We start from the raw sequence: 12,701 nt of genomic DNA, 5'->3' as shown, positions 1-12,701 counted from the left end.
GGTGTGTTCTTTCGGTGTGCCGGGCCCTGACCCGTGTACTGGACGTACTCGGGTCAGGGCCCGGTGCGTCGAGAGCGCGTGCCTGGCGTCGCGGGGTAGGTGGGAATGTGACGACAGGGCCTAGGGGGTGGGAGGTACGGGTGCGTTGGCGGGTGCGGGTGAGTGGGGGTTTCTCGCGCGGTTCCCCGCGCCCCTGAAAAGCGACCGGGGCTGCGCCCCGTGCTTTTCAGGATGAAGGGCGGGCCGCAGGCCCGTTCCCTTCAGGGGCGCGGGGAACTGCGCGAACGGCCCATACTCACCCGCACCCGCCAACCATCCGCGGCCCCTAGCTACTAGGCGCCCCCGCGGTTACTCGTCCGCCGTCGCCGCCGGCAGGGCCGCCGCGGGGCGCTGCCAGCCTCGGGAACCCCGGGCCCGGAGCCACGCCGTGGTCTCCTCCGGTGGCATCGCCGCGGCGACCAGCCACCCCTGGACGGCGTCGCAACCCAGGTCGCGCAGGCGCTCCCATGTCTCGTCGTCCTCGACGCCCTCCGCGACGACGAGCAGACCCAGGGAGTGCGCGAGGTCGACGGTGCAGCGCACGATCTCCGCGTCCTCCGTGTCGACGGCGAGCCGCGCCACGAACGACCGGTCGATCTTCAGCTCGCTCACGGGCAGCCGCCGCAGGTGGACCAGCGACGAGTACCCGGTCCCGAAGTCGTCGAGGGACATCTTCACCCCGTGACCGGTCAGCCCGGCCAGGGTGTCCGCGGCCCGCTGCGGGTCCTCCAACAGCACGTGTTCCGTTATCTCCAGTTGGAGCGCTCCCGCGGGAACTCCGTGCCGGGCCAGCCGCGCGGCCACCGCGCCCGCGAAGCCGGGGGTGTGGACGTCCCGGGGCGACACGTTGACGGCGACCGGGACGTGCAGTCCCTGGGCGCGCCAGCGCGCCACCTGGCCGAGTGCCGTCTCCAGGACGTATTCGGTGAGGTGGGGCATCAGCCCGGACGACTCGGCGATCGCTATGAACTCGTCCGGCGGCACCTTCCCCCGCTCGGGGTGCACCCACCGCACGAGCGCCTCCAGCCCGGCCACCTGTCCGTCGAAGCGGACCTTCGGCTGGTAGTGCAGTTCGACCTCCTGCGCGTCGAGCGCGCGCCGCAGGTCGCCGAGGAGTCCGAGCCGGTCCGGGGTGTTCGAGTCCCGCTTGGACTCGTAGACCTCGACGCCGGTGCGGTCCCGCTTCGCCTGGTACATCGCCACGTCCGCCCGCCGGAGCAGCCCCTCCGCGTCGAGTGCGTGGTCGGGGAAGACGGCGAGCCCGGCGCTGGCCTCCAGGACGAGGGTGAGGCCGTCGAGGTCGAGCGGGGAGCCGAGGGCGGCGACGAGGTTGCGGGCGACCCGTGAGGCGGAGGTCGTGGAGTCGGCGACGGGCAGCAGGACGGCGAACTCGTCGCCGCCGAGCCGTGCGGCCTCCGCTCCGCGCGGCAGGGCGACCCGCAGCCGGTCGGCTATCTGCAGCAGCAGCCGGTCGCCCGCGAGGTGCCCGAGGGTGTCGTTGACGGACCGGAAGCGGTCGAGGTCGATCAGCATCAGGGCCGAGCGCGCGCCGATGCGCTCGGCGTCGTCCAGGGCGGTCCAGGTGCGTTCCAGCAGCCACTGGCGGTTGGGCAGGCCGGTGAGCGGGTCGCGGAGCTGCTCCTCCGCCCGGGCGCGCGCGATCCACAGGGTGGAGTCGAGCGCGATGAGCGGGATGGCGAACAGGGGCAGCAGCAGGGCCTGGGCCGTGGCGACGACACAGATGAGGGGTGCGATCCCGAACAGCGCGATGGCGACGAGGCCCTGCCGGACCAGGGCGGTCCGGGCGACCGTGGGGACGCCGCCGCGCGGTGCGGCCAGGTACCAGAGCAGGGCGCGGGTGACGGCGAGGTAGGCGATGGCGACGAGCGCCACCTGGGGCGCCGCGTACAGGTTCCAGGTCTCCGGGTCCCAGGGCTGCTCGACCGAGGGGACGCGGCCGAAGACGCGCAGGACGAGGGCTCCGGCGCCGATGCCGAGGATGTCGACCGCGCCGTGCAGCACGCCCTGCCGCCAGCGGCCCCGGCGGGCGATGCCGACGAGGACGACGACGGTGAGGCTGACCATGCCGGCCGGGAGCCAACCGTAGAGCAGCAGGACGGCGAGGGTGAGGGCGGCGCCGGAACCGGTGCCGCCCCACCAGCGGGCACGGCCCATGGCGACGAGGTGGCCGACGATCATGCCGGTGAGCAGGGCGAGGGACCAGCCGACGGCGCCGGACGGGAAGAGCGCGTGCTGTCCGGCGAACGCCCGGTAGAACCCGGCGCCGAGGATCGCTCCCGCGACGCCCACGATGGCGGCGGGCAGGGCGGGCCAGGACGGATGACGCTCGCTGTCGTGGCCCGGCAGGCCGTGGCCGCGGCCGCCGACGAGGGTGGCCGTGACGGGTGGGGCGGTGCCGGTTCCGGTGCCGGCGGTGAGCTGGGCGGGGGCGGGGACGAGGAGGCCGGGCGGGCCGGCGGCCGCGCGGCCGGCCGGCTGCTCCGATCGGGGGGCCGCCGTCGACGCCTGGCCTCCGACCCGCTGGCGGGTTCCCTCGAACGGGCGTCCCCCCATGAGCAGGGAGCGCCCCCGTCGCCAGGCCCCGGACACCCGGCGCAGACGCAGCCGGGAGTCCGGGGCGACGCTCTCGGTCGGTTCCATTCCCGTCCCTCTCACAGCCGGCGGTGCCCACGCCACGCGGCCCGTTGCTCCCGACAACCCGGGGCGGCACCGCGTCCGAGAACCCGCCACGCGTCCGGGCACGGCAGGCGCACACCTCAACAGTAGGCCGCACAAGGCATTCACGGGCAGCGGTCGACGACGGTTGCCCGAATGCGACCGGCCACCCATATGCATCTGGTATGCGCCGAACGGGTGGCCTTCAACCCCTACTCCTCGGTCGGAAGCGCCACTTCCGACGCCGCTTCCGGTCCCTGTTCGAGCAGAACCGCGAAACCGTCCTCGTTCAGGACCGGAACCTTGAGCTGCATCGCCTTGTCGTACTTGGACCCAGGGTTGTCTCCGACCACGACGAACGAGGTCTTCTTCGAAACCGAGCCGGTCACTTTCGCTCCCCGGCTCTGCAGGGCCTCCTTCGCCCCGTCGCGGGTGTGGTGTTCGAGCGTGCCGGTCACGACGACGGTGAGCCCTTCGAGGGGGCGGGGTCCTTCGTCCTCGCCGGCCCTCTCGTCCTCCATACGGACGCCGGCGGCCTTCCATTTGCGGAGGATCTCCTGGTGCCACTCCACCGCGAACCACTCCTTCAGGGAGGCAGCGATGATCGGGCCGACGCCCTCGGTGGCGGCGAGCTGCTCCTCGCTCGCCGCCCTGATGGCGTCGATGGAGCGGAACTCGCGCGCCAGCGCCTCGGCGGCCACCGGGCCGACGTGCCGGATCGACAGACCGGTGAGGATGCGGGCGAGCGGCCGGTTCTTGGCCGCCTGGATGTTCTCCAGCATCGCGAGCGCGTTCTTGCGTGGCCCGCCCTCCTTGTTGGCGAAGACCATGGCGTGCTTCTCCTCGCCGGTCTCCGGGTCCCGCTTGGGCAGGCCGCTGTCCTGGTCGAGGACGTACGCCTTGATGGGCAGCAACTGCTCGATGGTGAGGTCGAAGAGGTCGCCCTCGTCGACGAGCGGCGGCTCGGACGGCTCCAGCGGCTTGGTGAGCGCGGCGGCGGCGACGTAGCCGAAGTGCTCGATGTCGAGGCACTTGCGGCCGGCGAGGTAGAAGAGACGCTCACGCAACTGGGCCGGGCAGCTACGGGAGTTGAGGCACCGCACGTCGATGTCGCCCTCCTTGGCCGGCGCCAGGGGCTCACCGCACTCCGGGCACTCGGTCGGCATCACGAACGGGCGCGTCTCGTTCTCCTCGCGCAGCGCCACGACCGGCCCGAGGATCTCGGGGATGACGTCACCGGCCTTGCGGATGACGACCGTGTCACCGATGAGGACGTTCTTGGCCTTCACGACCTCCTGGTTGTGCAGGGTCGCGAACTCGACCTCCGAACCGGCCACGGTGACGGGCTCGACCTGGGCGTACGGGGTGACCCGGCCGGTGCGGCCGACACCCACCTTGATGTCGATGAGCTTGGTGTTGACCTCTTCCGGCGGGTACTTGTACGCGATCGCCCAGCGGGGTGCGCGGGCCGTCGATCCGAGACGCCCCTGCAGCCGGATCTCGTCGAGCTTGACGACCACGCCGTCGATCTCGTGCGCCACGGAGTGGCGGTGCTCGCCGTAGTAGGCGATGAACTCCCGTACGCCGTCGAGGTCGTCGACCACCCTGTTGTGCTCGGCGGTGGGCAGACCCCATGACTTGAGGAGGTCGTACGCCTCGGAGAGGCGGGTGAAGCCGCCGTCGAAGCCCTCCAGGGCGCCGATGCCGTGGACGACCATGTGCAGCGGCAGGGTGGCGGTGACCTTGGGATCCTTCTGGCGCAGTGAACCCGAGGCGGAGTTACGGGGGTTGGCGTACGGCTTCTCGCCAGCCGCCACCCGGCGTTCGTTGAGGCCCTGGAACGCCTCCATCGGGAAGTAGACCTCGCCCCGGATCTCGACGAGCCGGGGGACGCGGTCGCCCTTCAGCCGGTGCGGGATCTCGGCGATGGTCATGACGTTGGGCGTGATGTCCTCGCCGGTCCGCCCGGTGCCCCGGGTGGCGGCCCGGGTGAGCCTGCCGTCCTCGTACGTCAGGTTGACCGCGAGGCCGTCGATCTTGAGCTCGCACAGCAGGTGGTAGTCGGAGGTGCCGACGTCCTTGGCGACGCGCTCGGCCCAGGCCGCGAGGCCCTCGTCGTCGAAGACGTTGTCGAGGGAGAGCATGCGCTCGCGGTGCTCCACCTCGGCGAGGTCGGTCTCGTACTCGACGGCCACCTTCTGCGTCGGCGAGTCCGGCGTGCGCAGCTCGCTGTACTCGTCCTCCAGCGCCTCCAGCGTGCGCAGGAGTTCGTCGAACTCCGCGTCGCTGACGATCGGGTCGTTCTTCACGTAGTACCGGAAGCGGTGCTCCTCGATCTGATCGGCGAGCCGCGCGTGCTTCTCGCGGGCCTCGGCGGGCACCGCTGCCTCGGCGGGTACCGATGTGGGCTGTGCGTCCTTGTCGCCGGCCACCGTGTTGTCCTCCCGTTACTCTGGGTTGTCCGCGAGGGATCTCGCCGCCTGGACGCAGTGGGCCAGCGCCCGGCGCGCGTACGCCGGGGAGACCCGGGCGAGCCCGCACGACGGAGTGACCGTGACGGCGTCCGCGAGAAGCCCCGGATGCAGCCCCAGCCTGCGCCACAACGTCCTGACACCCATGACGCTACCGGCAGGGTCCGACAACGGGCCCTCCGTGGTCGGCACGACACCGGCGAGCAGCCTGGTGCCGCCTTCGACGGCTTCCCCGATCGCGTCGTCGTCACGCTCGGTGAGCAGCGAGAAGTCGAAGGAGATCGCGTCCGCACCGGCCCTGCGGAGCAGCGCGAACGGTACGTCGGGGGCGCAGGAGTGCACGACGACCGCCCCCGGTTCGGTCTGGACGCCGATGACGTCACGCAAAGTGGCCTCGACGAGCTGGCGGTCCACGGCGCGGTGGGTGCGGTAGCCGCTGGCGGTCCTCACCTGCCCGCGCAGGACGGCGATCAGGGAGGGTTCGTCGAGCTGGAGGACGACGCGGGCGCCGGGGACGCGGCGACGAACCTCGGCGAGGTGCAGGCGCAGGCCCTCGGCGAGCGAGCCGGCGAGGTCCCGGCAGGCGCCGGGGTCGGAGAGGGCCGCCTCGCCGTTCTTCAGCTCCAGTGCGGTGGCGAGGGTCCACGGGCCGACGGCCTGCACCTTCAGCGGGCCTTCGTAGCCCTGTGTGAACTCCTCCAGGGCGTCCAGGTCCTCGCCGAGCCAGGAGACGGCCCGCTTGGTGTCCCTGCCGGGCCGGTCGCCGAGCCGCCAGCCGCTGGGCTCCACGCGCGCGTACAGCTCGACGAGCAGACCGGCGGTGCGGCCGATCATGTCGGCGCCGGGTCCGCGGGCGGGGAGTTCGGGCAGGTACGGCATGCCCGTGTCCGGCCACTCGAAGGTGCCGGTGACTGTCTTGGCGGCCTCTCTGGCGTCGCCGCCGGGCATGGAACCGAGGCCGGTGGCGGGGCCGAAGTCGAAGTGTTCGTTCACGTGTCGAAGCGTAGGTGGTCGGGGGGCGAGGTATGCGACGTGCGGGTGGGTGGGGGCTGGTCGCCCCTGAAGGGACGGGCCGCAGGCCCGTCCCTTCAGGGGCGCGGGGAGCTGCGCGAGAAACCACGACGCACTCGCAGCCGCCCCGCAACAGCCGCCCCCGAGTTACGAGGCGCCCCGTTACATGGCGCCCCGCAGCGACAGCTCAGTGGCCGGGGCGGACCGTCAAGTCGTTGACCTCGGCGTCCCGCGGGAGGTCCAACGCCATGAGGATCGTCGTGGCGACGGACTCCGGCGCGATCCACCGGGACGGGTCGTACTCCTTGCCCTCCTGCTGGTGGACCTTCGCCTGCATGGGGCTGGCCGTGCGGCCGGGGTAGACCGTCGTGACCCGGACCCCGTTGCCGTGCTCCTCGTGGCGGAGGGAGTCGGCGAGGGCCTTCAGACCGTGCTTGGACGCGGCGTAGGCCGACCAGTCGGCGTAGGCGTGCAGTCCGGAGCCGGAGTTGACGAACACGACATGGCCCCGGGCGGCGCGCAGCTGGGGCAGGAAGTGCCGGGTCAGCTCGGCGGGGGCGATGAGGTTGACGTTGAGCTGGTGGCGCCAGGACTTGGGTGTGAGGTCGCCGACCCGGCCGAGGTCGATCACCCCGGCGATGTGCAGCAGCGAGTCCACGCGGTCGGGCAGCGTCTGGTGGGAGAAGGCCCAGGAGAGCTTGTCCGGGTCCGCCAGATCGCCGACCAGGGTCTTCGCCCCCGGGAACCGCGCCGCCAGTTCCTTCGCGCGGCCGGCGTCGCGCGCGTGCAGCACGAGGTCGTCGCCGCGCTCGTGCAGACGGCGGGCCACGGCCTCGCCGATGCCGGAACCCGCTCCGGTGATCACATGAGTAGCCATGCGGTCATGCTCGCATCACCCCGTGACGAGCGGTGCGCGGCAGGCCCCCTCGACCGCCCCTCAGCCGCCCCTCGACCGCCCGTCAGGCGCTCCTCGCCTGTCCCGCGCGCTCCTCGGCTATGCGATCCCCCGGCTCTCCTCCAGGTACGCCATCGCCCCCACCGGCTCCTCCGCGAAGAACACCAGGTCGGTGAGGGGGCGGGGCAGGAAGCCCTCGTCCTCCATGCGGTGGAACTGTTCCTTGAGGCCGTCGTAGAAGCCCGCCGTGTTGAGGAGCACCACCGGCTTGTCGGTGTGCCCGTGCTTCTTCAGTTCCAGGATCTCGGTGGCCTCGTCGAGCGTGCCGGTGCCGCCGACCATGATCACCACCGCGTCGGCCTTCTCCAGCAGGAGCCGCTTGCGTTCGGCGAGGTCGCGGGCGATGACCATCTCGTCGGTGCCGGGCCGCGCCTTGGCCGCCAGGAACTCCACGGAGACGCCGAGGAGTCTGCCGCCGGCCTCCTGCACGCCGTCGGCGACCACCTTCATCAGCCCGACGTCCGAGCCGCCCCACACGAGGGTGTGGCCGCCCTTGCCGATGAGCTTGGCGAACTCCCGCGCGGGGCGGGTGTAGTGGTCGGCGAGGTCGGCCGCGGAGAGGAAGACGCAGATGTTCATGGGGCCACGTTAGGGCGTGCCACCGACACGCTCAGACGGATCTTCGACTGGCGGTGCGGGAGCTCCTCCCAGTCGTCCATGAAGCGGGCGTCCAGGCCGTACTTCGCCGCGAGTTCCACCAGGGTGTCGGTGCGGTAGTAGAAGTCCTCGTGGAGGACGTGGTGCTCCTCGCCCTCGGTGCGGCCGAAGGTGAAGTCGAAGAAGCCGCCGGGGGCGAGGACGCGCCCGACATGGGCGAAGCACTGCTCTATGACGTGCGCCGGTGAGTGCGAGAACACGCTGTGCGCGTGGACGACGTCGAAGTGGGCGTCGGGCAGGAACGCGAAGGTCAGGTCGGCGACGAGCGTCAGATGGGGCAGCTTGGCCTGGAGGCCCTGCCGGACGAGGGTGCGCTGGGCCTCCAGGAGGATCGCCGGCGAGATGTCGATGCCGTAGTAGTTGCCGGCGTCCAGGTGGTCGATGAACAGGCGTCCGGCGCGCAGGTTCCCGCAGCCGATCTCCAGCATCCGGTGCCGGGGTTCCAGACCGTGCCCCAGCAGGTACTCGAACTGCATCCGGCCGACGCGTTCCCACTTCTCGGCGGAGGGGTTGTGCCCGACGGCGGCCTCGGGACTGCGGGCCGTGTCAGCGGCCATCACGGCCCGGTAGTAGGCGATGTGGTCACGGTGCTTGAGCCGCAGCCAGGTGTCGCGCGCCACCCGGCGGGCGTGCGCCGGCACCCGCCTGGGGTGGCGCAGGGCGTAGCGGACCCGGTGGGTGAGGCTGCGGCGGTTCCTCGCCGGATCGGCCGGGCGGCCGGCCGTCGGCTTTCCGGGCGGGCTTCCGGCCGGGTCGGTGGCTGTCACGGCGACCTCCTGGGCTCCTGCGGCCCCTGGGCCTGTCCGACAGTTCGCGTCTGCCGCGCGACGCCGTGCACGCACTCTCGCCGCGCCGGCCCCAGACCCACGTACTGGACGTACGTGGGTCTGGGGCCGGCGCCCCGAGAGCACGCACGTGACGCCGCGGGGCCGCCCCTTCGGGCGACGACCCGAATCGTCAGACAGGCTTTAGGGGAACTCACCAACAGCCTGCGCCGTCCGCGGGCGGATGGCTACCCGGAGGGAGGCGTTCGTGATCCTTCGTGACAGAGAAGCGCCCCCGGGGCCGGGGGCGGCTCTCAGGCGACGCCCGCCTTCGCGCGCGTGGTCGACGCGATCGTCGCCGAGCCCACCACGCGCGTGCCGTCGTACAGGACGATCGCCTGGCCGGGGGCGACGCCTCGGACCGGCTCGGTGAAGCGGACGTGGAGGTCGCCGTCGATCAGCTCGGCGGTCACCTCGGTCTCGCCGCCGTGGGCGCGGAGCTGGGCCGTGTAGGTGCCGGGGCCGGTGGGCGCGGCGCCGCACCAGCGGGGCTTGATCGCCGTCAGGCCGTCGACGTCGAGGGCGGAGGCCGGGCCGACGGTGACGGTGTTGTTCACCGGCGAGATGTCGAGGACGTAGCGCGGCTTGCCGTCGGGCGCCGGGGTGCCGATGCGGAGCCCCTTGCGCTGGCCGATGGTGTAGCCGTACGCACCCTCGTGGGTGCCGAGGACGGTGCCGGACTCGTCGACGATGTCGCCCTCCGCCTTGCCGAGACGGCTCGCCAGGAAGCCCTGGGTGTCGCCGTCGGCGATGAAGCAGATGTCGTGCGAGTCGGGCTTCTTGGCGACCGCGAGGCCCCGGCGCTCGGCCTCCGCGCGGATCTCGTCCTTGGTCGTCACCGTGTCGCCCAGCGGGAACAGGGCGTGGGCGAGCTGCTTCTCGTCGAGCACCCCGAGGACGTACGACTGGTCCTTGGCCATGTCGGAGGCGCGGTGCAGCTCGCGGGTGCCGTCGTCGTGGACGATCACCTTGGCGTAGTGGCCCGTGCAGACGGCGTCGAAGCCGAGGGCGAGCGCCTTGTCGAGCAGGGCCGCGAACTTGATCTTCTCGTTGCAGCGCAGGCAGGGGTTGGGGGTGCGGCCGGCCTCGTACTCGGCGATGAAGTCCTCGACCACGTCCTCGCGGAAGCGGTCGGCGAGGTCCCACACGTAGAACGGGATGCCGATGACGTCGGCGGCGCGGCGGGCGTCGCGGGAGTCCTCGATGGTGCAGCAGCCCCGCGCGCCCGTGCGGAACGACTGCGGGTTGGCGGAGAGCGCCAGGTGGACGCCCGTCACGTCGTGCCCGGCTTCCGCGGCGCGGGCGGCGGCCACGGCGGAGTCGACCCCGCCGGACATGGCGGCGAGGACACGGAGGGGGCGGGGGCGCTGCGAGGTGTCAGTCATAACGCATCCAGGGTACGGGGCGCCGGGAACCGGAGCCCGCGAGTATCCGTTGACGGCTCGTGGGCACGAGAAGGGCGTCCGGGGAGGGTGCTTCCCGGAGCAGGGGCAAGGACGGGGACCGGCGCGTGGGCCGCCGGGCCCTGCTGATCGGCACGGCCGTGGCCGCCGTGGGCACGGCCGTCGTCGCGCGGGACGAGCTGACGCGCGCGTGGTGGCGCGTGCCGGGCGTCACCAAGCCGCGCAAGGAGGGCGAGGTCGACTACGCGGGCGCGAGGTGGGTGGCGGCCTCGGACGCGAACTGGCGGCTGGCGGACCGGCCGGACGACTTCGGCATAGACATGGTGGTCATCCATGTCACCCAGGGCAGCTTCGCCAGCGCCGTGAAGGTCTTCCAGGATCCGAAGCACGGTGCGGCCTCGCACTACATCGTCCGCAAGGACGGCCATGTCACGCAGATGATCCGCGAGCTGGACGTGGCGTACCACGCGGGCAACCGCGACTACAACGAGCGGAGCGTCGGCATCGAGCACGAGGGCTTCGTCGACCGCCCGCAGGACTTCACGGACGAGATGTACGAGGCGTCCGCCCGTCTCACGGCCCGGATCTGCGCGCGTTACGACATCCCGCTCGACCGGGAGCACATCATCGGCCATGTCGAGGTGCCGGGCACCGACCACACGGACCCCGGAGAGCACTGGGACTGGGACCGCTACATGAAGCTGGTCCGCGCGGCGGCGGCGCGGGGCTCGGGCGGGGGTTCGGCGAGCACCTGACGTACGACGCGGACAAGGCACTCCGGTGCCCCGCGCCGAAAGCCCGGTGTCAGGTCAGGCCCGCGTTGCGGGCGCGCTCCACCGCCGGGCCGATCGCCTTCGCGACCGCTTCCACGTCCGCCTCCGTGGAGGTGTGGCCGAGGGAGAAGCGGAGGGTGCCGCGGGCGAGGTCGGGGTCGGCGCCGGTGGCGAGGAGGACGTGGCTGGGCTGGGCGACACCGGCGGTGCAGGCGGAACCGGTGGAGCACTCGATGCCCTGGGCGTCGAGGAGCAGCAGCAGGGAGTCGCCCTCGCACCCCGGGAACGTGAAGTGGGCGTTGGCGGGCAGCCGGTCCACCGGGTCGCCGCCGAGGAGCGCGTCCGGCACCGCGGCGCGGACCGCGTCGACGAGGGAGTCGCGCAGGGAGCCGATCTCCCGGGCGAACCACTCCTGCTGTTCGGCGGCGAGCCGCCCCGCGACGGCGAAGGAGGCGACCGCCGGGACGTCGAGGGTGCCGGAGCGGACATGGCGTTCCTGGCCGCCGCCGTGCAGCACGGGTACGGGGCTGTACTCGCGGCCCAGGAGCAGGGCGCCGATGCCGTACGGGCCGCCGATCTTGTGGCCGGAGACGGTCATGGCGGCGAGGCCCGAGGCCCCGAAGTCGACGGGGACCTGGCCGAACGCCTGGACGGCGTCGGCGTGCAGCGGGACGCCGAACTCCGCGGCGACGTCGGCGAGTCGGCGGACCGGCATGAGGGTGCCGATCTCGTTGTTGGCCCACATCACGGTGGCGAGGGCGACGTCGTCGGGGTCGCGGGCGATGGCCTCGCGCAGGGCCTCGGGGTGGACGCGTCCGTGGCTGTCGACGGGGAGGTACTCGACCTTGGCGCCCTCGTGTTCGCCGAGCCAGTGGACGGCGTCCAGGACGGCGTGGTGCTCGACGGGGCTCGCGAGGACCCGGGTGCGGGCCGGGTCGGCGCCGCGGCGGGACCAGTACAGCCCCTTCACGGCGAGGTTGTCGGCCTCGGTGCCGCCTGAGGTGAACACGACCTCGCTGGGGCGGGCTCCGAGGGCCTCCGCGAGGGTCTCGCGGGCCTCCTCGACCGTGCGGCGGGCTCTGCGGCCGGATGCGTGCAGCGAGGAGGCGTTGCCGGTGACGCTCAGCTGGGCGGTCAGCGTCTGTGCCGCCTCGGGGAGCATCGGGGTCGTCGCCGCGTGGTCGAGGTAAGCCATGGTGTGCCCGATTCTACGGGGGCCCCGTGCGCCCGCCTCGGCCGCTCCTGCGCGCGGCTCAGAAGCTCCAGGACACCGTGTTCGTCGTCTGGGTCAGGACGGCGAGGATCACCAGGTCGGCGACGCCCAGACCGAGGCCGAGGAACGCCCGGCCCCGCCTCGTCGTACCGCGCTTCAGGGCGACGGCGGCGAGGGCGATGGCGATGGGGCCGAGGAAGAGGTTGAGCACGAGGAGGCCCAGGAGTCCGAGGACGAAGGACGCGACGGCCATGCCGTCGGCGTCGCGACCTCGGCGGCGGGCTGCGGGGCGGGTCTCGGGTGCGGCGGTGAGGTGCATGGTGCGGTCAGCTCCCTACGGGTGGACGGGTTCCAACGGGTGTCCGGGACGGGTCAGTTGGTGGTCCGGCCACGACGGGCGTGGCGCTCGCGGTACGCGAAGACCGCCAGCCAGACGCCGATGACGGCCGCGGCGACCAGGGAGACGGAGAGCGGAACGTGGGCCACGGTGCCCAGGACGATCCCCAGCAGCAGAAGTGCGGCGACGAGGAACAACATGGCTTGAGTGCCTCTCGTTTCGTGGGCGACGGTTCGTCGTTACAGTTCAGTGAACGGTTGTGGTTACACTTGTTCACTGACTCCGAAGTCTAACGCGCTGCCCGGCTTTGCAATTACAGAGAACAGTTGTTAACTGCATGGC

Annotated in this window: 11 protein-coding genes; 1 reads left to right on the top strand and 10 read right to left on the bottom strand. The window is 72.1% G+C overall.

The features are described from left to right. Positions 1-348: 348 nt before the first annotated feature. From ACZ4Z2_RS31360 to mnmA, 7 genes are all read right to left on the bottom strand, one after another. Entirely contained in the window at positions 349-2,700 is a 2,352-nt protein-coding gene (locus ACZ4Z2_RS31360) for a putative bifunctional diguanylate cyclase/phosphodiesterase (protein ID WP_468080614.1), read from the bottom strand. Between the two features lie 227 nt (positions 2,701-2,927). Further along, a complete protein-coding gene (gene ligA / locus ACZ4Z2_RS31355; protein WP_468080612.1) occupies positions 2,928-5,147 on the bottom strand; it encodes an NAD-dependent DNA ligase LigA in 2,220 nt (739 codons plus the stop codon). A 15-nt stretch (positions 5,148-5,162) separates the two neighbouring features. Continuing rightward, complete coding sequence (locus tag ACZ4Z2_RS31350) at positions 5,163-6,134, bottom strand: methionine synthase (protein WP_468080620.1); 972 nt, start codon at positions 6,132-6,134, stop codon at positions 5,163-5,165. Positions 6,135-6,384: 250 nt separating this feature from the next. Beyond that, complete coding sequence (locus ACZ4Z2_RS31345; RefSeq protein WP_468080611.1) at positions 6,385-7,074, bottom strand: SDR family oxidoreductase; 690 nt, start codon at positions 7,072-7,074, stop codon at positions 6,385-6,387. A gap of 117 nt (positions 7,075-7,191) precedes the next feature. After that, the gene (locus tag ACZ4Z2_RS31340; protein ID WP_468080610.1) at positions 7,192-7,731 is read right to left on the bottom strand and encodes an LOG family protein; all 540 of its coding nucleotides are present in this window, start codon (positions 7,729-7,731) and stop codon (positions 7,192-7,194) included. Then, positions 7,728-8,576 (bottom strand): class I SAM-dependent methyltransferase, encoded by an 849-nt coding sequence (locus ACZ4Z2_RS31335; RefSeq protein WP_468080609.1) that lies wholly within the window; start codon positions 8,574-8,576, stop codon positions 7,728-7,730. The genes ACZ4Z2_RS31340 and ACZ4Z2_RS31335 overlap by 4 nt, the downstream gene beginning before the upstream one ends. A 311-nt stretch (positions 8,577-8,887) precedes the next feature. Beyond that, a complete protein-coding gene (gene mnmA, locus ACZ4Z2_RS31330; protein WP_468080608.1) occupies positions 8,888-10,018 on the bottom strand; it encodes a tRNA 2-thiouridine(34) synthase MnmA in 1,131 nt (376 codons plus the stop codon). A 59-nt stretch (positions 10,019-10,077) separates the two neighbouring features. On the opposite strand from mnmA, the gene ACZ4Z2_RS31325 reads away from it, so the two are divergent. Further along, positions 10,078-10,791 (top strand): N-acetylmuramoyl-L-alanine amidase, encoded by a 714-nt coding sequence (locus ACZ4Z2_RS31325; RefSeq protein ID WP_468080607.1) that lies wholly within the window; start codon positions 10,078-10,080, stop codon positions 10,789-10,791. A gap of 49 nt (positions 10,792-10,840) precedes the next feature. Here the strand turns inward: ACZ4Z2_RS31325 and ACZ4Z2_RS31320 are convergent, their stop codons facing one another. The 3 genes from ACZ4Z2_RS31320 to ACZ4Z2_RS31310 are packed head-to-tail and all read right to left on the bottom strand — an operon-like array spanning position 10,841 to position 12,559. Then, on the bottom strand, positions 10,841-12,004 hold the full coding sequence (locus ACZ4Z2_RS31320) for a cysteine desulfurase family protein (protein WP_468080606.1): 1,164 nt from the start codon (positions 12,002-12,004) through the stop codon (positions 10,841-10,843). 58 nt (positions 12,005-12,062) lie between these two features. Further along, positions 12,063-12,341 (bottom strand): DUF4190 domain-containing protein, encoded by a 279-nt coding sequence (locus ACZ4Z2_RS31315; RefSeq protein ID WP_468080605.1) that lies wholly within the window; start codon positions 12,339-12,341, stop codon positions 12,063-12,065. A gap of 53 nt (positions 12,342-12,394) precedes the next feature. Continuing rightward, complete coding sequence (locus ACZ4Z2_RS31310) at positions 12,395-12,559, bottom strand: hypothetical protein (RefSeq protein ID WP_468080604.1); 165 nt, start codon at positions 12,557-12,559, stop codon at positions 12,395-12,397. Positions 12,560-12,701 lie beyond the last annotated feature (142 nt).

The organism is Streptomyces sp. NPDC030183 (assembly GCF_055573455.1).
This window is presented reverse-complemented; position numbering and strand designations above follow the sequence as displayed.